We start from the raw sequence: 21,500 nt of genomic DNA, 5'->3' as shown, positions 1-21,500 counted from the left end.
AAGTTTAGACGATCTAAGAGATCCGAATGAACCTCAAAACAACTTCATAAAAGAAATTACGAACGAGTGCGCGTCTCCCGGCCATCTTGAAGAAACGTAATTTCCGTCGATCACCGCGTGACCTCGTTTCAACTTCTTATCATTGTCTCGGAAAATGGGTTTCGGTCCGAAATGAAAATCCTTCGGATCTTGAAGCGCCGCTTTTACTTCCTCTTCCACGGATTGAGGATAAGTCCGATAATAATTTCCGAGCCACAATCGGGTAAGATTCCACGCGGCCATTTCTTGTGATTTTAAAAGCGCGGTCGTCTTCTTTCCGAAAAGAATGGAACGATTGCTTCCGGGTAATTTACTTCGAGCGGCCAAAACCACTCCGTGACAAATCGCGCCCACCGGTTTTCCCGTGGCAAAAAATGCTCCGACAAAATCCTGAAGTTCTTTCGATTCCAGATATTCTTTCATTCCCGGGGCATGTCCGCCGGGAAGAATCAACCCCGAAAAATTCTCCGGTTTTAAATCCCGATACGAAAGAGGATTTTGAAAGTTAGAATCCGCGATCATCTCTTCGTAAGCGGCTCTTGCTTTTTTATGCGCGATCAAAAGCGGCTTCCAGATTCCGAGCCCTTTCCCTGTGAGCATTCTAAAATCGGCAACTCCGGGTTTACCGTTCGGCGTCGCAAAGAAAACTTCAAAGCCGTTCTCCTTCAGAATCTTCCAAGGAATCGCGCTTTCGGAAGGATCAAAATCAACGGATGGGAGCGGGATGAGAATCTTGTGCTTTGCGGTCATAGGAAGAATTCTATCCGTTCTCTTAAAAAATCAACACAGAAGAAGAAAGATCACGGTCACGAAAAAAAAATATAAAAGCCGTTGAAATTCGATTCGAGGCGCGATTTATTTCTTGACTAAAATCGAGAATTTGTATTTTGTAAAATTAAATTGTGCACAATCTAAATGGAGATTGAAATGAGCCAGACATTATATGATTTAACCGCGACTCTCAACAGCGGCAAAGAGCAAAAGCTTGAAGACTACAAAGGAAAGGTTCTTCTGATCGTGAACACCGCAAGTGAATGTGCTTTTACTCCGCAATACGCGGGTTTACAAACCCTGTATAACAAATACAAAACGGACGGATTGGAGGTTTTGGGATTTCCTTGCGACCAGTTCAAACATCAGGAGCCGGGCTCGGACGAAACGATCAAAGCTTTCTGCCAAAGAAATTACGGCGTGGAATTTCCGATTTTCAAAAAGATCGACGTGAACGGAGACAACGCTCATCCGGTGTTTCAGTTTTTGAGAAACAAAGCGACAGGATTTTTCGGAAACGCGATCAAATGGAATTTCACAAAGTTCTTAGTCGATAAACAAGGAAACGTAATCAAACGCTTTTCTCCGATGACGACTCCTGAAAAGATCGAAAAAGAAATTCAGGATCTTTTAAAAAAATAAACACGATTCCCGTCCGATAGAAAGGACGGGTTGCTTTTATGACTTCCGCGAAAGAACTCCTTTTAGAAAATCAGATTTGCTTTCCTCTCTACGCTTGTTCCAGAGCCGTGACGGCCTTGTATCGTCCGATCCTGGAAGAATTGGGCTTAACCTATCCGCAATACCTTGTTCTATTGGTTCTTTGGCAAGAGGACGGATGCAGCGTAAAGGAGATCGGAAAAAAGTTATATCTCGATTCCGGTACGCTGACCCCGCTGCTCAAACGAATGGAAGATTCGGAACTTGTGATTCGAAAACGTTCGGAAGAAGACGAACGCTCCGTAGAGATCTACCTTTCCTCCAAAGGAAAGAAGCTGAAGGACAAAGCCGTCTGCGTGCCGACGAAACTTTTGGAAAACTTGGACGTGGATAAAAAAAGTCTTACCGATTTAAAGAACGATCTCGATCGCTTGTTGACTCTTCTTTCCGAAAAAAACGAAGTTTAATTTTCTTTTGCCGGCCGCAGAATACTTGCGATTCCCTCTTCAAAATCCGTTTTAAACTTCAGTCCCAAATCCTTTTGAATCAAATCGCTTACCACGATCGAAGATTCCTGGATATATTGGAGATTGATTCTTTTCTTTGTGATCTTGGCAAGAATCGAGTTCGCCAAGTTGAATAAAAATAAAACCAATCCGGAAAGCCGGACTCGAACGAAAAATTTTCCCGGAATCGATTTCTTAAACAGAGATTCTATGTCCTCGCTCGATAACGCGTGCGGATGCGCAACGTTGTAGATTTTTCCGGAAGCTTTATTCCATTTCTGTAATATGCTAAGAATACATTCGATCACATCGGAGGAATGAACCATCGACTTTTTAAAGTTCGGATTTCCGGAACAAAGCCGTATTCCGTATCGGAATAGTTTCAACAGCTTATTCAAAAAACTTTTATTCGTGGGTCCGTATACGGAAGCGATGCGGAGAATCACGAAAGAATTCTTCCCTTTTTGAAGGATCGATTCGCATGCAATTTTCGATATCGCATAAAACGTATCACCCTTTAAAGGAGAAGTTTCCGTAACCGGTTTTTCGGAAAATCCGTAGACCGAAGAGGAACTCGAAAATAAGATTCCTGTTTTTCGATTTTTGGACGCAAACCGAAGAACTTTCTGAGTAACGAGTTCGTTTCCCCGTTTGTAATCTTCGAGAGTCGCCGCTTCTCCGCTTACTTTTCCGGCGAGATGAACGATGAAGTCGGGTTTTTCTCCGATGGAAATTTCCGAATCCTTCTCAAGATCGATTTCATAAAATACGAAATTCCTGTGAAACCGAATCGTATCCGGATACGAGGAAAGATTTCTTCCGATACAAACAACTCTGTATCGTTCGAGCAGTTTCGGAACGAGGATCAAACCGAGGGAACCGCTTCCTCCGGTGACAAGAATCGTTTGGATGGAATCTCCTTTCTCGTTCATGCAGCCATCGTGAAGGAGATAGAAAGATAATGAAGAATTTTTTAAATTTCGTTCCGATTTTTCATCTGGACAGAGTGAAAATAAGAATCAACCTTGTTGTTCAAAATCCAAACTTAGAGAAGAATACGATGAAAAAGATTTTTTCAGCGCTTTTGATTGTAACCTGTGCAATGGCTCTTTCGTTTTGCAAGTCCGAAGAAAAGAAACAACCTCCTCGCCAGGAGTTTCAACCGAACTCCGATATTAGAACCTTTGAAGTGGGAATGATAAAAGAAGGAGATAAGCGAATCAAAGCGGAAGCGGTTCTCGGAACTCCATCCGTGGAATTGAACACGCAGGACGGAGCGGTTTTGGAATGGTATTTGGTTTCCACCGATTATCAGAAGAATTCTTACAAGACCTTGGCGGAAAAACCGGCGAACATCACCGAAGATACGAAGTTCATTAAACTTACGATCGATAAGAAAGGTGTTATTAAGAAAATGGAATATAAACTCTAAGAGTTTAATCCGCCACGTCGTCTTCCATTAAATCCAATCCCGCGAGTCCGACTAAAAAGTCGAGAAGCTCCGCGGGGTTGAATCCGATTCTTAAACCCACATACGCGCCCAAATAAATTTCGATCTGATAGAGAAAACTTCTCGGATAACCGTCTTTCTTTTTATTCAAAGCCTGTAATGCGTTTTGAATCGCGGGATCGTTGCGGTCGAATGTCTGTTCTTCGATAAATCGTCTGTAAAATTCTTCCTTTTTTCTTTTTCTTCGTTCCGCAACGGGGATGTTATAAAAGGAAAGATAACGAAGTTTCTGACTTTTGATATTGTATCGTTCGTTTAAAAATTCAGGTACTTTATCTCCGGGAGTTTTCGAGTTCGCGAGGTTTTTGAGTTCTTCTTGAACTTCGGGAGAAATTTCTTCGCTTGCTTCTTCCGTTTCCGAAGTTTGTGCTTCCGCGCCCAAAGGAAAGAACGTATCTCCGCCTAGAATTCCGAAGATCAATTGTTGTGATCGATACGAACCGAAATATCCGCCTCTTAGTCCGTATCCTTTTCCTAAATCTCTTTTACCGGGTTCGGATTCTCCGCCTTGAAACACAAAGCCCGCGGCTAAAGGACCGATTCTTACGCCCGCTCCGTAACCGGGAGTTTCCACGCCCGCTGTGAAGATGTCCTTAAAGTCGTTTTTTCTGTTTTGAAGATAGGTCGCGCAGTTCGTAGCGCTGATCAATAAATAAAGGATGAACGTAATTAAAAGAAAGGATGAACCGCCGTTCTTTTTCGTGTTCGAGAAAATCACAAACCCACTCTGTTTTGATTTGTTCCTTAGGCAACCATGAAAAAGAAAACGAAACACGACGTTTTCTGATTGTTTCCGGCATTCTTCGCTTCTCAATAGCAATCAGAATGGAAGAAACAAAACCATCCGAACTTATTTCCGCAAATATCGCCGTTTTAGGAGGAGGACCGATGGGTGTCTTTCTCTCCACATATCTTTCACCGCAGGCAAAAGAAGTTTATCTCTGGTATGACGATAGAAAACGCGCTCAAAAAATCGAGAAGGAAAGGATCACTTCTTTGCTCGAAGATTCGATCACTCTTCCCGAAAACGTCCGCGTCAAAAGCGAATTCGATTTTTTAAAAAGCGGATCCTGGGTTTTAATCATCGCGGTTCCTTCCCGATTGATGGAAGGGATTTTGGACGAGCTTGCAAAGGTTTTGGATAAGAATTCTTCTCATTTTATTTTTACGTTTACGAAAGGACTTTTGTCCGCTTCGACAAGAAGAAAATCGAATTGCATTACATATTCTGAATATATCCAAAAACTCTCCGCCGCAAACGAATTGAAAAATATCGAATATACGGCGGTAAACGGCCCCAATCTTTTGGGAGAATTAAAACGGGGACATCACAGCTTTTATTGTCTCGCTTCTTCCGGGCCGAGATCGGTGGATATTTTCGAATCCTTGTTTGCCGGATCGAGAAATCATACGAAAACCTACGAGGACTTGGTCGGCTTGGAAGTGTTCGGGGTGATGAAGAATCCGATCGCGATCGCATGCGGTATCGCATCGGGAATTCCGGAATGCGGGAGCAACTTCGAAGGAGAATTGATCAGCCTCGGTTATTCGGAGATTCTCACCCTTTTGGAAACGCTCGGAATTCCGACCAGACCCGTTCAAGAATACGGTCTCGCAGATCTGATCGCGTCCTGTACGTCGCGTTACAGCCGGAATAAGGCGTATGGACATCGCTTTGTCCACAAGTTGATTTCGGGAGAAGATCAACCGAACCTCATCGAAAGAATCGAACTCTTTTTTAATCCCGCCGAATTCATTCAAAAAGAAGTGAGTCAAAGCGAAAGCCACGTAGAAGGCGCGTTTGCGTTGGCATCGATTATCGCGTTGGCGGAAGAGAAGAATGTCGAGATTCCTTTGTACAATACGTTGTTTCAAATTCTTACTCGAAGGGTTTCACCGACGGAATTGATTCGATTCGTTTCCAAGTCCACATCGGACGAAGTGCGTCACATTTCCAAAACCGCAACGAAACGGTCCGGCTTGGGAATGGCTTCGGGGAAGAGGTTCCAAGAAGCTTTGAGCAAAAATGTTCTGCGTCATATCAACGGACAACCCGGTATGACGGACCGAATCGTAAAACAATCTACGCTTTTGATCAAAGCTTTGGAAAAACGATACGCGGAAGCGCAAGAGGCGAACGATATCACGGATCTTTTGCAGATTCCGAAAGAAATTCAACTTTGGAAAGAAGTGGAATCGGTCTTTCAGGAAAAGGGAAACAAGGATCTTACGAGAATATTAGATTTTTATGTTTCCGAGATCGCCGATGATTACAAACCGTTTCTACGAGATACTCTCATTCATTTGATCGCGCCGACTCGATACGTATTGAGCGGTTTTAAACCGGGAGCGGGATTGCCTAAAATCGGCGGTTGTGTTAAGGAAGTCAAAGCGCTCGCTTCAAGATACGATATTCTTTATACGCCAACGCATCGATCGCATTTGGATTCCGTGGAAGTCGCTTTCGGATTAAAATGGCTCGGACTTCCCGTACCTCGATACGCGGCGGATAAGAAAGTGATGGCGACACCGGGACTCGCGAACATTTTGAAATCGCTCGGCGCGTATATGGTCGATCGAAAACGAAATCGGAATATTCTCTATTTGGAATGTTTAACCCAATATTCCACGATGATGCTGGAGGCCGGAATTCCGACCTTGGTCTATCCGGAAGGAACTCGTTCAAGAACGGGCGGAATTATTCCGATCAAAACCGGAATCTTATCCACTTCCGTGGATGCGTACAAACATACAGGATCCGAAGTGATCGTCGTTCCGATCGCGTTGTCCTATGAAAACGTTCCCGAAGACGAGGAATTCTGCGGAAGCGATAAAAAGCCCGGATTTAAGGATTTCTTTTATAAGAGAACGGAAGTCTACATGGATCTTTGCGAGCCGATTCCCGTTTCCCGTTATATTCACGAAGAGGACCCGACGGGTTCCATCGGTTTTGAAATCATGCAAGGATGGAGAAAATACAGAAGAATTCTCCCGAACCAATTGATCGCGCGTTTGATGGTCGAAACGGGAACCGATGTCGCAATCAAAGATTTAAAGAATCTGATTGGGGAAACGATTCTTACGAAAAAAGGAAATTATCTTACGAAAGATTCGGATGAGATTTTAAATCGAGGTTTGAAGGTCTTAAAACAAAGAAAGATCATTTCGGTCGAAAACGGAAACGCGAAAGTACTGGATCGGAATTTGATCCAGTACTACGCAAATATGTGTACGGACGAATCGACTTAATCGATTTTGATTTTAGAGGCGAGCAGCGCTGCGCGTTTGCGAAGAGAGGAAATTTCTTCTCCTTTTGTGGAATAAGAAAGAGTAACACCCATTCTTCGATACGGTCTTGTAACCGGTTTTCCGAAAATTCTGAAATCCGATTCGGCCATTCCGGAAGCGACATCCAATCCTTTGACTTCGGGAGTTTTTCCGTCCGTGCTTGCAAGAATCACGGCGCTTGCTCCTTTTCTTTCCTGAACGATTTCCAAAATCGGAATTCCCAAAATCGCTCGGAGATGAAGCTCGAACTCGTTGAAGTTTTGTGTTCCGGCTAACGTGACCATTCCCGTATCGTGCGGTCGCGGAGAAAGTTCGGAAAAGTAAACCTTGTCTTTTGTAAGAAAGAATTCCACACCCCAGATTCCCGCTCCGGTCAGAGCTTTTGTAACCGCGTCCGCCATCTTTTGCGCTTCTTTGAGTTGTGTTTCGGAAAGCTCAGCGGGTTGCCAACTTTCTTGATAATCCCCTCTTTCTTGTCTATGACCGATCGGCGGGCAAAAAAGAGTTCTCCCGCTTTTTTGAGTTACGGTTAAAAGTGTGATTTCCGAATCGAAAGGAATGAACTCTTCTACGATTACTTCGGCGGCTCCGGCGCGCCCTTTGGTTTGAGAAGCTTCCCAGGCTTTGGAAATTTCTTCTTTGGATTTGATCACCGATTGTCCTTTTCCGGAAGAGGACATGAGAGGCTTTACTACACAAGGAATTCCTAATGTTTCAACCGCCTTTCTGAGTTCTTCTTCCGAAGACGCGTATAAATATTTTGCGGTGAGAAGATTGAGGTCTTTTGCAGCGAGATCACGGATCGCTTTTCGGTTCATCGTGAAGTTTGCCGCTTTTGCGGAAGGAACGACTTGATATCCTTGTTTTTCATAATCGTAAAAACGTTCGGTTCGGATCGCTTCGATTTCGGGGACGATGAGGTCCGGTTTGTGCTTTGCGACGACCTGATCCAAAAGATCTCCGTCGAGCATATTGATGATTTCCTTTTCGTGCGCCACCTGCATCGCGGGCGCGTTATCGTAAGAGTCGACTGCGATTACGTGTTGTCCCAATCGCTGCGCTGCGATTACGAATTCCTTACCGAGTTCCCCGGAGCCTAAGAGAAGAATTTTCTTTTTCATATCCTGTCGGCAGAATGCAGGAATTCTTAGAAAGATCAAAAAGAAAATCGGAGGATCGATTCAATTTCTCGCAAAATTAGATTCGCGACCGCATCTTGCGTTTTGCTTTTACTTCGATTTCGTTTTAATCTGAAATGTTTGATAATCTACGTAGTCGATATCGTCCTTGTTCAAACGAATAACGCCGGAGGGCATATGAAGAATCAGACGATTTCCGATTTGGGTTACGATCGCACCGGAAAGTTTTGTTCCGTCCGATTTGACTACAATCTCAAGAACGTTGTAATACTCTCGGATTTTTTTCTCATCCTTAAGTTCGTTCGCTTCCGCGTCGGATTCGATTTTTTCCAATGCCAGATCCAGTCTGGATGTCTGATCCTTTTCTATCTCCGAAGAAATCGAAGCGATCTTCGGTTGAGTCGGATCGGGATTTTCTTCTAAGAGGGCCTTTTCTACGAGCTGCTGATCGGCTTGGACGAGCGTTTCCAATTCCGCTTTTTCCTGCGGGGTCTCGACGAAAGCCTTCTTTTCGAGATTCAGATTTTCCATTTTTTTCAGCGATTCGAATTCTTTTGCGATATCTTCGTTCTTTTCGATTCTTGTCAGAACGAGTTGAATCATGTGATCCAAATCCGGCTTCACGTAAGAGGCCTCTCCGTTCTCCAAAACGACTTCGTTTTTTTCCAGAAAGGTTACGAATTCCTTATAAAGCTCCTTATCCAGCGCTTTGCTGTCTTCGAGAATCTCTTTAGGAATTTTGAATGTGATTGCGACCGCACCTTCGTATACTTTCACTTTCGGAGGTTTGCCGTTCGTCAGTTCGAATGAAAAAGCGGTTCCTCGAACTCCAGCGACCGTCGTCGGGGTGGAAATCGTAAAAGCATCGCTCGTTTTGAGCTTGTTTGTTTTAATCAGCAATTCGCCCGCTTGAACGTAAAGATTGGTTTCTCTGCGGTTGGGATGGGAAATATTTTTTAATGCGACTTTGCTGTAGGATTTGATTCGAATCACGTCGCCTTTAGCGGTTTGTATGTCGATCGATCCGGAGGAAGTATGAATCCAATCGTTCACCTGCAGAATCAGTCCGGGCTTTGATTTCAGTTTTTTGCCGTTTCTTTCGATGATGACTTCGCCGCTTTGAAAAATTACGATTATCCCGGAAGGAGGAGCGGGTTCGTCTTTGATGAAAAGCGAAGAAACAAAACGGCAGGAGAGATCTAGGCTTAAAATAAAGGACGATAGAATTAAAAAGGAAAGAAGTTTTGTTCGCATGGGAATTTCCTAGACCAGGTTAAATATAATAAATCTGTTAAATGTTAACAGGCTGGAGATTCGAATTTTTCAGATTTAAATCATATTTTATTTCCGAAAAAGATACATACAAACCCGATTTCGGATTTCTGATTCCACAAAAGGGAGCAATCCGAAAGAATTTTCCTTAGATGCGTTTTTCGAAAGCGGCTTCGTTTTTGATTTTCTTTCTGCGGAAAGCGTTCGGATTGGTTCCCGTGAATTTTTTAAATTCCATATAGAACGTTGACTTGGAGCTGAATCCCGCTCGTCCGCCGATTTCCGCAGTGGTTTCCTCGGGATGATCCAAGAGGAGTTTTTTGGATTCCTCGATGCGGTATTGATTGATCAACGATGGAAAATTATTTCCAAATTCGACGTTGATGATTTCGGAAAGCTGATGGAGGCTCAAACCCAATTCTTTCGCAACGTTTTCTTCCTTTAAGGATTTCTGAAGATAAATCTTTTTCTTTTCGAGAAGGTTTTTGATGTCGAGAACGATCTCGCTGACATTCAAGGAAGAGGTCGTGGATTTTCTCGTTTGAGCGGATTCTTTTTCCTCCGATTCCTCCGCCGATTTTCTATTGAAGAATTCATTCAGCGAAAAACTGACTAAGATCGAATGAAACGGAAGAAACAGAACGACTCCGAAAACGGAGAAGGAATTAAACGGATAAAAATCGAAATGGAAAATCGTCTTGTACGTATCCAACAATAAGAAAGCGGTCCATGAAGCAGTGTAAAGCAAACCGATCGGAGAATTCGTGCGCAAGAATTGATAATGAACTCGGATAAAATAATAACTGGAAAGCCCGACGGTCGCGACCAAAAGAAGAATTCTATGATCATACCAGGATTGAAATAGCGGTATCAAGGCGTACAAAGAACCCAACGCACCGGCGATCCAAAAAAACACGGAGCGAAATACTTTTTTCTGATTCGCCCGATCGATCGTAAAAAGATAAAGGAAAAGAAAAACGTGCGATATCGCGAGAAATAAAAAATAACTGTGACGGAATAGATTGTTCGTATTTCCCGCGATTTCCGCGAAGGTTCTTCCGTGAAGAAAATAGAACGTAAGAAGAACGGAAAAGGTATATAAAGGAAACGTAATAAACACTTTGTTCTTAAACCGGAAATAACCGAAGAGTGAGTATAGAACTGCGATTCCGACGACGCCAATGATCGAATACGGTAGAATCGACCTCATTCTTTTGTGAAGTTCGTATTCTTCCAAACCCATAATCCGAATCCTGTAATTGATATCTTCGTTGGATTGAATGAAAAGATAAAAGATTCGGCTTTCGTTTGGTCCCAGATCCATTCTGAAATGAGGTAAAGAAGCTAGAATTTTTTCGTCCGGGTTCGAGTTGGAATATCCGGAGCTTGAAGAGATGAACTTTCCGCTTTTATCAAAAAAACAAAGCTGCGTGTCGGGGACGTTCAACCAGCCTAAAAGAAGGATTCTGCTTTGAAGCGTATTTTCCGAATTCTTTACGCTAAACCGAAGCCAATTTCCGAACGGTGTCCTTTTTACGCGGAGAACGTTCCCGGAGATAGGATGCCATTCCAAATCTTCGAGTCCTTCGATATGTTCGGGAGAACAGCCTGCAAATTGTTGTCCTCTGTATCGATATTCAATAAGGGAGCTGATATCCTTAGAGGAAGTATCCTCGTTCAATAATACGGATTCCGGGTGGGCAAAAGCCGATGAAAAGGAAAAAAACACACTGAGAATCATCGCAAAAAATTCGGGTTTTAACGTTGAACTCGTTTGCATTCTTTTCTTTATTCCTAGTCTTATAATATTCATCGGAGATGATATCATTCTTTTTCAAAAGGTTTCTGAGGCAAATTGAGTTTTTATTTTTTCTCAGAGAGAAATGCCTGATTTTTACGGTTTGTTTTCCGAACTGGATTCTCTTAGAAAACTCGGTTTGCACCAGTACTTTTTTACAATCTGTCTTTAAAAAAGAAAGGGTTTCATTTTTCGATCGTTCCTTTCAACCCGCATATTCGAAAAATTCACCAATCTTCCAATTTTATAAAGTTAGACACTATTTCCGGATTCTTTTAAAACACTTCTGAATCCGAAAAAAGACAAAAAATTCGGTATAAAATAGAAACAAACTTCTTATAAACTAACGAAATCGGCTCGACTTTAGGCAGAATAAAGAAATGCCAAAGATTCATGACGTAGTAAAAAAACTTCCATTCAGCCTTTTACGTTATGTCGCACGGTTTTTTAACGAACAGGAACGAATTTTTTTGGAAAACTTAATTTTCCAAAAAGTGATTGTCCAATTTTATAATCCTGGAAAGTCTATTCCTTCAGTAGGGGAGAGTTGAGAAAGGGTTCCAATTTCTTCCTTCCCTTAACTTTGGATTACTGCTTTCTCCCTTTGAGGTTTCAATTCAAATCGAGTAACGGTGTCTTTTAATCATGGAGTTAGCTAACTATGGACATGCACGCTATATTAGAAAATGTGCTGAACCCGCCGGTGTTGTTTTTCTTCCTCGGTATGGGAGTGGTCTTTTTCAAATCTGATTTGGTAATCCCCGAATCCTTGTCTAAATTCTTCTCAATGTATCTCCTTTTTGCCATCGGCTTCAAGGGAGGACATGAGCTTTCCCGTACCGCGTTCAGCCAAGAGCATTTCTTTACTTTGCTCGCTTGTTCGATCATGGCGATTGCGGTTCCGATTTACGCGTATTTCGTTCTGAAGATTAAATTAGATAAACATAACGCCGCCGCTTTGGCGGGATCTTTCGGTTCGATCAGTGCGGTAACTTTCGTAACAGCGGGCGCGTTCTTGCACAATCTCGGCGTTGAATACGGCGGGTTTATCGTTGCAGGGATGGCTTTGATGGAATCCCCTGCGATCGTAATCGCAGTCGTCCTCGACCGTTTGAATAAAAATAAAATGAACGGTGGCGGAGCGATTAACTGGAAAGCACTGTTTCACGAAGCGCTGTTCGGTTCTTCCATTTATCTTCTTGTGGGAGCCTTAATCGTCGGTTATGTTACCGGGGATTCAGGTTGGAAGGCAGAAAAGGTCTTTGCAGATGATTTGTTCAAGGGAATTCTAACATTCTTCCTTTTGGACATGGGTATTTCAGCGGCACGCAGGTTTAAAGAACTCACTCACGTGGGATTCTTTTTGATAGCGGCTGCGATCGGCTTGATGATCGTAAACGCAGCTTTGGGTGTTGTTCTGACGAAAGTTATCGGAATGCCTGTGGGAGACGCGCTTATGTTCGTCGTTCTTTGTGCATCCGCCTCTTATATCGCGGTTCCTGCCGCTATGAAGGATATGATTCCGGAAGCGAACCCGAGCATTTATCTTACGGTTGCGCTTTCGATCGTATTTCCGATCAACATCGTCGCAGGAATTCCTCTTTATTATTACCTTGTGACTTTGACCTGAGGAGGTTTGCTTTTCTCGGCGAACCGTTTATTTGAATGGAAAATCGCCGAGAAAAGACGAATACTAAAACATTCAATAATTCTCATTTGAATCCTTCCTTAAACGGAAGGATTCAATCGAAGATGAACGTTTTCTTAAATAAAAAAAGAAGAGTTACTCAAATGACTTCGAATCAAAAAAAAAACACTGTAAAAATAGGTTTCATTCTGTTCTTTCTCCTCTCTTTCGAGAGCGGAGCGTTACTGGCCCAAACAACCCCGACGCCAACGGCCGAGGTTAAATCGGCGGGAGAGGCCGCCAAACCTTCGACCGAATCGAAAACGGACGACGCTGATTACGTTTCCCCGATGAAGAAGGGCGGCGTCGGCGCAGAATACAATCGTCACATGTTTATCGATCCCGATCTCGCCAAGACGGTGAATAAATACTCGAATAAACTTTGGATAAACGATTGGATCAAGTTGGGTTTTTATCTCAGACCGAGATACGAATCCAGAAACAACTTAAACTTCGATAAATCAAATCACGCGTATACGGATCGTATTATGCAGACTTCCGCATTTTACTTTCTGGTCGATCCGAGTCCTTACGTGACCTTCAAGGTTACGGTTCAGGACACAAGGGTTTGGGGAGGCGAATCGCCGGCAAACGTGGGGGATATTCGTTCCGGTTTCTTCAATAATACGCCGACCCTAAGTTCCGATCCGAACACTCCCGGAAAACCGAGTAATTCCATCGCTCAGAATAATACGAGCATCCGTGAGGCGTTCGTAATGATCAAAAAACTTCCTCTCGATGCGAAGGTTCAAGTGGGTCGACAAATCTGGGCTTACGGCGATCAAAGAATGTTGGGCGGCGCGAACTGGACGATCAACGGTCTTTCTTATGACGGTGCGCGTTTGATGTTCGACTATGAGAATTTCAGCTCTCACTTTTTCGCGGCGAGACCGTATTGGACTCAGAGCGGCGTCAACGGCGTCCTTTCCTCGAACGATCCGAAAGTGAATTCGACTGCGGGAAATACCAACCCCGCGGCTTCTCAATCGGATACGACCTTATTCGGAACATACAATAGTTTTAAACTCTTAAACGAAGCGGTATTAGATGTTTATAATATAGACGTCGTTAAGAAATGGATTCCGCAGACGACTCCGGCTTCGACGGCGGACGACGTTTTAGCGCAGAATCGCAAAAAGCAGACCGATATGCTTTACACGACCGGCTTTCGTCTGACCAACAGAACCAATAAGAACAATCTTCCCGAAGGAAAGTCTTGGGACTGGACGATCGAAAGCGCGTGGCAGAACGGTTACAACGGACAGAGAATTCATAAACAGTTTATGGGTTATGATCTTCCCGGTACCATCGAAGGCGCGAATCTTGCCGATATGAGAACGGAGCGGGTTAAGTATTCCGGCCGTTTTCACGTTGTGCAGACCGGCTATACTTTCGATAAACTGCGGATCGGCGCGCAATACATGTATGCCTCGGGGGACAACAATCGCTCGGACGGCAGCGTCGGGACTTTTCAAACCCTCGTGAATCCCCGATTCGGCGTAATACCTTATTGGAATAACGTCGCAGGTCTTTCCGAAAATATCGATACGAAGAATCTGAGTTCTTGGAACGCAAACATCACTTACAAAAGCGAAAAGTGGGGGATGTTCCAAGTCGCTTATATCATCAACGACAAGGTTCAAAAGAACGATGCATGGTACGCGATCAACGGAGGAGCGAATTCCATCGCGGGTTCCGCTTTGTCTTCTCCCGTTGCAACGGCGACTAACGCGACCGGAACGATGGCGACTGCCGGTTCCACCGAAAATTATACCGGAAACGCTTACACACAATCGTATTCGACAGGCAGAAACATTTATAACGAATTGGACTTTACGTGGATGTTTCAGGTGAACGACAACGTGTCCATTTGGACCGGGGCCGGATTCCTGATCGCGGGAAATTCGATTCGGAACTATAGAAACAGTCCGTTGCTCTATAACGGAACAACGAACCAGTTTGAACTGAACCCCGCTGCGTTTATGAAACAGCACACTTCCGCGAATAACGCGAGCGTGTTCTTCTTTCAAGTGAACGCCGCTCTTTAGAAAAAGGAGGCTCATCAGCCGATGATCATTCTATCTTACCTGATAGTCGCAATGTCCCTTATCGCACCTTTCCTTGCTGGAAAGGTGCTCGGTAAGAATTTTTTCGGACAAGACACGGCCATATTCATTGGTCTCACTCTCCAATCAGTCTTGGGTCTGATCACCTCCATCTACGTTTACGGATACGAACACCGCAGAAGAACGACGGTTCTTTTAGGGTATGCCGTGTTCTTCCTCAGCACGGGATTTTGCTATTTGGTCGGTAAGACCTTGTGGCTGATTCTTTTTTGGGAATTATCCACGGTCAGCGCGTTCCTTTTGTATCAAGGCGGCAAGTGGACGCCGAACTCGATCAAAAGTTTTATTGCGCTGGTCGTTGCGGGAGGCGTGGGCGCTTTCTGTTTTACGTACTGGATTTATTCCCCTGAAAGCGAATTCGGAAATATGTTTTTGGTCGCGGGTCTTTTGGTTAAGGCCGCGTTTTTCGGATTTCATTTTTGGCTTCCCGAAGCGCACTCCGGTTCCCCGGCTCACGCATCCGCCGCTTATTCCGGGATCCTGGTCAATCTTCCTTTGATTCTTTTTCATCAACTCGTCGCACCTTGGCTGGGGAATACGGTTTATATCAAGATTCTGATTCCTCTCGCGGGCTTCGGAGTTCTTTGGGCGGGGCTTTCATCTTTGTTTTCGAGAGACGCGAAGAAGGCGATCGCTTACAGCACGGTGGAGAATATGAACTTTCTGTTTCTCTGCATTCTTCTTTCCGCGTTATGGAAGGACAACGAAGTCGAGAGTTTGAGGGTGTTGAGCCGATCCTTTTCGTTTCTCTTTATTCTTTCTTTGATTCATCACAGCATCAGCAAGACGTTTCAATTTCTTTCCATCGGATATCTCACTAAAATATCAGGTTTTTCGAATGTGGATCAGAATACCGGGGTCGGAAGAATTTCCGGTCTCCCTTCTTCGTTGCTGAGTTTGGGGACGATCAGCTTTCTTGCGATTCCCGGAACGACAGGCTTTTTATCCGAAGCCACCTTCGTGAAGTTAGTCGCCGGTGTTTTGGAAATTCCGGGACAAAGCGCGATTCTCGTACTTCCTTTGCTGATCTTGGTATCTTCCGGTTTGGTGCTGGGCGCCGCGGGTCACTTAAGAATTTTTTTGGGAATGGTATTGTCCAGGCCGAGAAACAACTGGCAGGAAAACAAACCTTCCCGTTCGATTTTTTATTCTCTTTCTTTGAGCGGAATTTTGATTCTTCTCGTATCATTGGGAATTTCCGCTTACGCGGTTTATTATTCTCCGACGACCGAATGGCTGGATGAGAAATGGTATCGCGGACTTGCGATCGTCAACTTTTTAGGTCTCGGGATGATTGCGCTCGTAGGAATTTTCGGATGGAGAACGAAAATTTCCAAAAGAAAACTCTGGGATTGCGGGGGAAATTACGGAGGAGCGGACGTCGCGATTCCTTCGGACGGGATTTCAGATCCTCTGGTCCCTTCTTTGGGAAGATATTTCACTAACGAAGACGGGAACTCCAGATTGGACGATGGAATACTTCACGGTATTATAAAATTCTTAAATACTTTCAAGACAAGAGTCAACGAAGCGGACGAAGAATCGATTTCGATCAATCTCGCGTTTTCTTCCGTAACCGTCGTGATTCTTCTGTTCGTGATTATCGGCCTCAAATTAGCCGAGGGAGATTTATGGAAATTATTCTTAAATACCTTGACCCAGTAATTCGGGTATTATCGTTTATCGCACTTCCGTTCCTTTGCGGAGGTCTTGTCCAAAAGATAAGATCGTACGCTCAGGGAAGAGTGGGCGCGCCCGTTCTTCAGATTTTGTACGATACCTGGAGAATGATCCGAAAAAAACCGGTGGACGGACCTTTCTCCGGATTCTTTACGGAAGCTTCTCCGTTGATCGCGTGTTTGTCCGGATTAGTCGTATGGAGTTTGGCGAGTTTCGAATGGGGTTCCTTTCTTCTCATTCCGTTCTTAATCGGAATCATGAGATTTGCGTTGCTCGCTTATTCCGTGGAAAACGGAACCTCGTTTGCGGGGATGGGAGCTGCGCGTGAAGTGATTCTCTACGTTTTCTGCGAACCGATCATGATTCTCGTTCTTGTCGTTTTCGAATCGCACCTCGTATTCAACGCGAACTTTGCGAGCCTCGCCTTCGGCGGTCTTTTTCTTTTGGGAACTTCTTTGGTGATTTTAGCCGAACTCGCCAAACCGCCGTTTGACGATCCTAGAACTCACTTGGAACTAACGATGGTTCACGAAGCGATGTTGTTGGAAGCGTCTGGCAGCAGGAGAGCCCTTTTCGAATTGGCGCAACAATTCAAGACGTGTGCGTTGTTTCTCTTTGTCGCAAAGATGGGCGTTTATCACGGAGAATTCTTTTTGAATAGGACGGTCGCTCCGTTCTGGCTCGATATCGTCGCCGTCTTGGGAGCGCTTTTCGTTTCGGTTTGTGTGGGTTATATAGAAGCGAACAGCACTCGAAGAAAATGGCTCTGGGTTCCCGAGTTGCTCGGTTTGAATTTTATCTTCATGCTCTTTTTGGGCATTCTTCTCAAGTTAGGTTGATCCTAAGGAAAATTATATGGGAACAGAATTCAGTTATTTAATTCTACTTCTTTTGGGAGTCGTGATCCTGCTCGAGAACCGTTTGAAACGACTCGTGCTTTTGCTCGCGTTTCAAAGCGTTTTTCTTTTGGTTCCCTTGTTTGAAAACAACGGTTACGGAAAGCACAGTTTGTTTTTGGCGGGAATGATCCTTTTGTTCAAGGTCGTCCTGACTCCTTGGATTCTTTTTTGGACCGCAAGAAGAACGAACTCGGTTGAATCTACGTTTCCGAAGGTGGGGTATATTCCCACTTTCGCGCTGTTGATGGTAGGGGCCGTAGTGGGGTTTTTTATATTAGGATTTACTAAACTTCGTTTCGGTGAAGTGAATCAAATGTCCTTTCTTTACACATTTCTTCTTTTGTACGTTGGGATGGTGGGATTTGTCGTTCGACGTCACTGGGTCGGTGTGATCGCTTCCTTTGCGGTCTTTGAAAACGGAACCTTTCTTTTGACTCAAATCTTAAGAACGGAACTTCCTCTCGGGATCGAGTTCGGTTCCTTTTTGGACGCAGTGTTTATCATCGGCGCGGCGGCGACCTTGAGAATCAGCATGGAAGGATCTTCCGAAAACGAAAAAGAAGAGGTTTCCGTATGAGTCTTCTCGTTTTAAACGGAATCGGAGCCGCCGTTTTATTTCTGATTCTGCTCGCATATATTTTGGCGCCGACTCGGGGACAAAGACAGATCGCAATGTGGTCTTTCTTGATGATCCTCTGTGTCGGATTAACGTTTGCCGCATGGAACCTGGAAGGTTTTGCGCTTCAGTGGGTCTTGATCGAAGCGACCACGTTTACGGGTGCGTTGCTCGTGTCTTCGAGCAGAACGTCCAAATCGTTTCCGATCGCTTGGAAATTTCTTCTGATCAACTCGTTCGGATTGGGGATCGCGTTTTTAGGGATCATCATCGTAACGGCTACGTTACACGGTATCGATCATCCCGTCGAAGTGTTGGCGGGTAAATTATCCGAACATCCCGAAAATCTGTGGATCGAAATCGGGCTTTGGTTGGCGATTTTCGGTTACTCAGCAAAGCTCGGACTTTTTCCGAATCACGTTTGGGTCGTCGATACGTACGGCGAAAGTCCGAGTCAAATCTCCGCATTGATCGCGTCCTTCGTTCCGGTTGCGGTAAGTTACGCGCTCCGACCGTTCATACACATGGATCATCAGTTGTATCCGACCACGTTCAGCGCGGCGGACGGTTTGTTGATCCTCGGTGTTATCACGATGTTGCAGAGTATCGTCGCGTTGTATCAAAGAAACGATTTGAGAATGATGACCGCGAAAGTGGCTCTCTTTCATAGCGGTGCAATCGGAATTTTTCTTTGGATGGATCTTCCGGATCCGGTGTTCAACTTCGTAATGGCCGGAAACATCGTGCTGAAATCCGTTCTCTTTTTAACGATGGGAATCGTGAGAATGGACGCGGGTAAACGCGAACTCAGCAAGATCTTTCTTTCGGATTCGATCAACAAAAAGGCGCTCGCGCTTTACACCGCATCTTTGTTCGTCGCGTTTGTTCTTCCCGGTTCTCCGATTTTCGTGAACGATCTTCTGCTTTTAAAAGTGGGTTGGACGCAGGGTCAGTGGTTCGTGATTACCGTTCCGTTTTTGGGGTTGATCTTTTTCGGAGTGCTGCTCTACAAAACGGTTCCTCTTTTCAATTTGGAAGACCGGCCTTTCGCAAAGGAATTTGCCGGTACGTTGCAGATCCGTATGACCAACTCACTTTTACTTTTTATCATGGTGTTGGCTCTCGGTATCTGGGGATTTTACCACCTACTGCAAGGAGAATTTTGAATGCGCAGCGTAACGGGTTTGTATCCGAGAAAAGGCAAAAAGGGTTACAACCGCTTCTGGCTTACGAGCGACGGAGTGGAACACGAAGTCGTCGAATATTCCGAAAAGGAAGCTTACGAAGACACCGCGAATCCGATATGGATTCTCAGACATTCTCTCGGAACCGATCAGGGAGAAGAGGATTATTCTTCCTATGATTTCGAAAGATACATCTCCGCGGATCGCAAGACGGACGTGGAAAAATTCGTAACCAAAAAAGGTATTAAGGATTTAGTATATAAGGGATTGAAGGTACCGATTCCCGCGAGTCATTATTCGCACGCGGTCGGTCCGATTCATGCGGGTGTGATCGAACCCGGACATTTTCGTTTTATCGTAAAGGGGGAAGAGATCCGCAATCTCGACATTCGCCTCGGCTTTCAAAAACGAGGATTGATCGACTTGATTAAGGGAAAAGGACCGAAGGATTCTTTGCCTTATGCGGAAGCGGTTTCGGGAGACAGCACGATCGCGTATGCGATCGCTTTCTCTAGAATCTTCGAGGAAGCGCAGAAGATCACGGTTCCGCAAGAGTTGGACTTTGCAAGACTCGTTTTGCTCGAATTGGAAAGAATCGCGACTCATATCGGAGACATGGGAGCGATCGCGGGCGACATCGGCTATTATCCGTTGCAGGGGGTTTGTTCTTTGCAAAGAGGGGTTCCTCTCGGAGTGATGGAGGCGTTGACCGGAAATCGTTTCGGAAGAGGGGCTTTGTCTCCGGGTAAAGTGCTTCTTAGAAAGAATCTGAACCGGGAAAAATTAAACGAACTCGCGGAAAGAATCCGGTCGGTAACCGCGGATGTTGCGGGACATTTCGAGCGCGCGGCAGACGCTTCCACAAACCGGGAAAGACTTCAATCCTGCGGAGTGATTCGACAAAAGCAAGTCAGACATCTCGGCTTTATCGGAATGGTGGAAAAATGCACCGGACTCAACAGAGATCTTCGTCATTTAGAAAAATCGTATGCGTTTAGTTCACCGATCTCACTCGACCTCAATCGGGATCATATGAGAGGAGACGCGTGGGCGAGATTCTACCTGCGTTATGAAGAATTGAAAAATAGCGCCCAGTGGTTGGTTGAAGCGATTCCTAAATTGGAAGCCGCGCTCGACGTAAAGACTGTTAAGTCCGCGGCGAAATCGGCGATCAAAAAAGGAACGTATTATTCCGCGGTGGAAGGCTGGAGAGGTCCGGTTCTCGTTTCCCTGGATTTGGACGCCGAAGGGACGATTGAAGAAGCGTATATTCGCGAAGTATCCGTTCCAAACTGGCACGCACTCGAATTGGCGGTAAGGGGAGAATACATCGGAGACTTTCCGTTGAACAACAAATCCTTCAACCTGAGTTACGTAGGAGTCGATCTATGAAAGCTATATTCGAAGTATTGAATATTCTTCGTCCCGCAAAGACGATGAACTACAAAAAGGTATCCCCTTTGAATCCGAACGCGCGGGGGATTCCGATTCCCGTGCTTGCATCCAACGAGTCCTGTCTTTCCTGCAAATCCTGCGAACAGGTTTGTCCGACTCATTCCCTCAAGATTATTTCTAAGGATAAGATGAGTTTCGATTATGGGGCTTGTCTTCAGTGCGGAAGATGTTCGGAATTTTGTTCCGAAGGAAAGATCGTCGACTCCGGTTTCGTTCACGTTTATTCCACCGATCGCGAGGCTTTGAAAGTCACTTATACGAACGGCATACCGGACGAAAGACAGGAAGTTGAAACCGAAGAGGTGAAACAATTCAGGAAGGCTACCAAGAAAACCGGATTTCAATTCAGAGAAGTCGCCGCCAGCGGAAATAACACGACCGAAGCGGAAATCAACGCGAGCTTTAACGCGCTCTTTGACGCCGAAGCTAGTAAGATTCGAGTGGTCGCATCTCCGAAACACGCGGACGCGCTCGTATATTCCGGACCGGTCGGACCGAATATGGAAGGGCCGCTGGACACCGCTTGGGAAACGATGCCTTCTCCGAAGGCGCTTGTCGCCGCCGGATCGGAAGCGGTTTCGGGAGGACTTTTTAAACTCGGTAAACTTCCGAAAGAGCCGGATCTATTTATCGGCGGTGATCCTCCCAGACCGGACGTAATCGTATCCGCATTCCGTTATCTGATGGGAACGAGAGAATTCTCCTTTCGAGCGGAATTATCCAAGTTCGTTCAGAATTTAAGAGAAACAAAGTAGTTTAAAAAATTTTAATACGCTCCGCGACGAAACCGAATCGAAAAAACTGTTTCTCGTTCGTCACCGAGCATATTAGAAAAATCCAATACGACGCCGCACCGGATTTCGAGATTCG

The 21,500-nt window shown here is 44.9% G+C and carries 18 protein-coding genes; 12 read left to right on the top strand and 6 right to left on the bottom strand.

Features of this window, described 5'->3' with window-relative positions:
• Positions 1–33: 33 nt before the first annotated feature.
• The gene (locus LFX17_RS17755; protein WP_238747572.1) at positions 34–789 is read right to left on the bottom strand and encodes a type 1 glutamine amidotransferase domain-containing protein; all 756 of its coding nucleotides are present in this window, start codon (positions 787–789) and stop codon (positions 34–36) included.
• Between the two features lie 177 nt (positions 790–966).
• Between LFX17_RS17755 and LFX17_RS17750 the strand changes: the two genes are divergently transcribed.
• Both LFX17_RS17750 and LFX17_RS17745 read left to right on the top strand, forming a co-directional pair.
• Positions 967–1,452, top strand: coding sequence for a glutathione peroxidase (locus LFX17_RS17750; RefSeq protein WP_118964607.1), 486 nt, complete (start codon positions 967–969; stop codon positions 1,450–1,452).
• Between the two features lie 38 nt (positions 1,453–1,490).
• Complete coding sequence (locus LFX17_RS17745) at positions 1,491–1,937, top strand: MarR family winged helix-turn-helix transcriptional regulator (protein ID WP_118954545.1); 447 nt, start codon at positions 1,491–1,493, stop codon at positions 1,935–1,937.
• On the opposite strand, the gene LFX17_RS17740 is transcribed toward LFX17_RS17745, so the two are convergent.
• Positions 1,934–2,908: an NAD-dependent epimerase/dehydratase family protein gene (locus tag LFX17_RS17740; protein ID WP_238747570.1), complete on the bottom strand. Its 975-nt coding sequence runs from the start codon at positions 2,906–2,908 to the stop codon at positions 1,934–1,936. The genes LFX17_RS17745 and LFX17_RS17740 overlap by 4 nt on opposite strands.
• 128 nt (positions 2,909–3,036) lie before the next feature.
• Here LFX17_RS17740 and LFX17_RS17735 point away from each other — a divergent pair, with 128 nt between their 5' ends.
• Positions 3,037–3,408 (top strand): LIC13410 family lipoprotein, encoded by a 372-nt coding sequence (locus tag LFX17_RS17735; RefSeq protein ID WP_118954636.1) that lies wholly within the window; start codon positions 3,037–3,039, stop codon positions 3,406–3,408.
• Positions 3,409–3,412: 4 nt separating this feature from the next.
• Here the strand turns inward: LFX17_RS17735 and LFX17_RS17730 are convergent, their stop codons facing one another.
• On the bottom strand, positions 3,413–4,204 hold the full coding sequence (locus LFX17_RS17730) for an LIC13411 family adhesin (protein WP_118954547.1): 792 nt from the start codon (positions 4,202–4,204) through the stop codon (positions 3,413–3,415).
• 107 nt (positions 4,205–4,311) lie between these two features.
• On the opposite strand from LFX17_RS17730, the gene LFX17_RS17725 reads away from it, so the two are divergent.
• On the top strand, positions 4,312–6,735 hold the full coding sequence (locus LFX17_RS17725; protein WP_238747568.1) for a 1-acyl-sn-glycerol-3-phosphate acyltransferase: 2,424 nt from the start codon (positions 4,312–4,314) through the stop codon (positions 6,733–6,735).
• Here LFX17_RS17725 and purT read toward each other — a convergent pair.
• From purT to LFX17_RS17710, 3 genes are all read right to left on the bottom strand, one after another.
• Positions 6,732–7,895, bottom strand: a complete 1,164-nt coding sequence (gene purT / locus LFX17_RS17720) for a formate-dependent phosphoribosylglycinamide formyltransferase (protein ID WP_118964605.1) — start codon at positions 7,893–7,895, stop codon at positions 6,732–6,734. The genes LFX17_RS17725 and purT overlap by 4 nt on opposite strands.
• 108 nt (positions 7,896–8,003) lie before the next feature.
• Positions 8,004–9,167 (bottom strand): FecR family protein, encoded by a 1,164-nt coding sequence (locus LFX17_RS17715; protein WP_238747566.1) that lies wholly within the window; start codon positions 9,165–9,167, stop codon positions 8,004–8,006.
• 166 nt (positions 9,168–9,333) lie between these two features.
• Positions 9,334–10,965, bottom strand: a complete 1,632-nt coding sequence (locus LFX17_RS17710) for a helix-turn-helix domain-containing protein (RefSeq protein ID WP_406600509.1) — start codon at positions 10,963–10,965, stop codon at positions 9,334–9,336.
• Positions 10,966–11,644: 679 nt separating this feature from the next.
• On the opposite strand from LFX17_RS17710, the gene LFX17_RS17705 reads away from it, so the two are divergent.
• The 8 genes from LFX17_RS17705 (at position 11,645) to LFX17_RS17670 (ending at position 21,385) form a co-directional block, all read left to right on the top strand.
• Entirely contained in the window at positions 11,645–12,613 is a 969-nt protein-coding gene (locus LFX17_RS17705; RefSeq protein WP_238731411.1) for a sodium-dependent bicarbonate transport family permease, read from the top strand.
• 161 nt (positions 12,614–12,774) lie between these two features.
• Positions 12,775–14,718 carry an alginate export family protein gene (locus tag LFX17_RS17700; RefSeq protein WP_238747563.1) on the top strand — a complete coding sequence of 648 codons (1,944 nt, stop codon included), beginning with the start codon at positions 12,775–12,777 and terminating at the stop codon, positions 14,716–14,718.
• 21 nt (positions 14,719–14,739) lie between these two features.
• A complete protein-coding gene (locus tag LFX17_RS17695) occupies positions 14,740–16,461 on the top strand; it encodes a proton-conducting transporter transmembrane domain-containing protein (protein WP_238747561.1) in 1,722 nt (573 codons plus the stop codon).
• Positions 16,428–17,315 carry an NADH-quinone oxidoreductase subunit H gene (locus tag LFX17_RS17690; RefSeq protein ID WP_238731408.1) on the top strand — a complete coding sequence of 296 codons (888 nt, stop codon included), beginning with the start codon at positions 16,428–16,430 and terminating at the stop codon, positions 17,313–17,315. The genes LFX17_RS17695 and LFX17_RS17690 overlap by 34 nt, the downstream gene beginning before the upstream one ends.
• 16 nt (positions 17,316–17,331) lie before the next feature.
• A complete protein-coding gene (locus LFX17_RS17685) occupies positions 17,332–17,952 on the top strand; it encodes a formate hydrogenase (RefSeq protein WP_218739467.1) in 621 nt (206 codons plus the stop codon).
• Complete coding sequence (locus LFX17_RS17680; protein ID WP_238731407.1) at positions 17,949–19,157, top strand: proton-conducting transporter transmembrane domain-containing protein; 1,209 nt, start codon at positions 17,949–17,951, stop codon at positions 19,155–19,157. The genes LFX17_RS17685 and LFX17_RS17680 overlap by 4 nt, the downstream gene beginning before the upstream one ends.
• Complete coding sequence (locus LFX17_RS17675) at positions 19,158–20,567, top strand: hydrogenase large subunit (RefSeq protein ID WP_238747559.1); 1,410 nt, start codon at positions 19,158–19,160, stop codon at positions 20,565–20,567.
• Positions 20,564–21,385 carry an NADH-quinone oxidoreductase subunit B family protein gene (locus LFX17_RS17670; RefSeq protein WP_238747557.1) on the top strand — a complete coding sequence of 274 codons (822 nt, stop codon included), beginning with the start codon at positions 20,564–20,566 and terminating at the stop codon, positions 21,383–21,385. The genes LFX17_RS17675 and LFX17_RS17670 overlap by 4 nt, the downstream gene beginning before the upstream one ends.
• The last annotated feature ends 115 nt before the right edge of the window (positions 21,386–21,500 follow it).

Source organism: Leptospira sanjuanensis, from assembly GCF_022267375.1.
GTDB lineage: Bacteria > Spirochaetota > Leptospiria > Leptospirales > Leptospiraceae > Leptospira > Leptospira sanjuanensis.
Note: the sequence above shows the minus strand (reverse complement) of the source record. Positions and strands in the feature narration are given on the sequence as shown.

Excerpts from the sequence above, each read along its gene's own strand:
- LFX17_RS17755 (WP_238747572.1), bottom strand. The coding sequence starts at position 789 with ATGACCGCAAAGCACAAGATTCTCATCCCGCTCCCATCCGTTGATTTT.
- LFX17_RS17750 (WP_118964607.1), top strand. The coding sequence starts at position 967 with ATGAGCCAGACATTATATGATTTAACCGCGACTCTCAACAGCGGCAAA.
- LFX17_RS17745 (WP_118954545.1), top strand. The coding sequence starts at position 1,491 with ATGACTTCCGCGAAAGAACTCCTTTTAGAAAATCAGATTTGCTTTCCT.
- LFX17_RS17740 (WP_238747570.1), bottom strand. The coding sequence starts at position 2,908 with ATGAACGAGAAAGGAGATTCCATCCAAACGATTCTTGTCACCGGAGGA.
- LFX17_RS17735 (WP_118954636.1), top strand. The coding sequence starts at position 3,037 with ATGAAAAAGATTTTTTCAGCGCTTTTGATTGTAACCTGTGCAATGGCT.
- LFX17_RS17725 (WP_238747568.1), top strand. The coding sequence starts at position 4,312 with ATGGAAGAAACAAAACCATCCGAACTTATTTCCGCAAATATCGCCGTT.
- purT (WP_118964605.1), bottom strand. The coding sequence starts at position 7,895 with ATGAAAAAGAAAATTCTTCTCTTAGGCTCCGGGGAACTCGGTAAGGAA.
- LFX17_RS17715 (WP_238747566.1), bottom strand. The coding sequence starts at position 9,167 with ATGCGAACAAAACTTCTTTCCTTTTTAATTCTATCGTCCTTTATTTTA.
- LFX17_RS17710 (WP_406600509.1), bottom strand. The coding sequence starts at position 10,965 with ATGCAAACGAGTTCAACGTTAAAACCCGAATTTTTTGCGATGATTCTC.
- LFX17_RS17705 (WP_238731411.1), top strand. The coding sequence starts at position 11,645 with ATGGACATGCACGCTATATTAGAAAATGTGCTGAACCCGCCGGTGTTG.
- LFX17_RS17700 (WP_238747563.1), top strand. The coding sequence starts at position 12,775 with ATGACTTCGAATCAAAAAAAAAACACTGTAAAAATAGGTTTCATTCTG.
- LFX17_RS17695 (WP_238747561.1), top strand. The coding sequence starts at position 14,740 with ATGATCATTCTATCTTACCTGATAGTCGCAATGTCCCTTATCGCACCT.
- LFX17_RS17690 (WP_238731408.1), top strand. The coding sequence starts at position 16,428 with ATGGAAATTATTCTTAAATACCTTGACCCAGTAATTCGGGTATTATCG.
- LFX17_RS17685 (WP_218739467.1), top strand. The coding sequence starts at position 17,332 with ATGGGAACAGAATTCAGTTATTTAATTCTACTTCTTTTGGGAGTCGTG.
- LFX17_RS17680 (WP_238731407.1), top strand. The coding sequence starts at position 17,949 with ATGAGTCTTCTCGTTTTAAACGGAATCGGAGCCGCCGTTTTATTTCTG.
- LFX17_RS17675 (WP_238747559.1), top strand. The coding sequence starts at position 19,158 with ATGCGCAGCGTAACGGGTTTGTATCCGAGAAAAGGCAAAAAGGGTTAC.
- LFX17_RS17670 (WP_238747557.1), top strand. The coding sequence starts at position 20,564 with ATGAAAGCTATATTCGAAGTATTGAATATTCTTCGTCCCGCAAAGACG.